Here is a 416-nt window from a genome sequence, read left to right on the forward strand (position 1 = left end):
GAATGCAGGCCGTAGTTGATCGAGCAGAAGCTGCGCGAACGGGTGCCTTCATAGTCCACGCCCAGGCCACCGCCCACGTCGACGTGGGTGATCTTCGCGCCCAGGCGCGACAGCTCCACGAAGTACCGGGTGGCTTCGCGCATGCCGTTGGCGATGTCGCGCACGTTGGAGATCTGCGAGCCCATGTGGAAGTGCAGCAGGTTCAGGCAGTCGGCGTACTCGGTGTCACGCAGCGACTTCCACAGGTCCAGCAGCTGGCGCGGCGACAGGCCGAACTTGGCCTTGTCGCCACCGCTGTTCTGCCACTTGCCGGCACCCAGCGAGGCCAGGCGCATGCGCACGCCCAGGCCCGGCTTCACGTCCAGCGCCTTGGACTCTTCCAGCACCAGCTTCAGCTCGGACGGCTTCTCGATGAC

1 pseudogene is annotated in these 416 nt (G+C 65.9%); it reads right to left on the reverse strand.

Annotation, left to right across the window (positions count from 1 at the left end):
- Positions 1–416 (reverse strand): annotated as a pseudogene (locus tag D7X55_RS46965) (arginine decarboxylase); the annotation flags it as partial.

This window comes from Corallococcus sp. AB049A (genome assembly GCF_003668885.1).
In the GTDB taxonomy this organism is placed as follows: Bacteria; Myxococcota; Myxococcia; order Myxococcales; family Myxococcaceae; genus Corallococcus; species Corallococcus interemptor.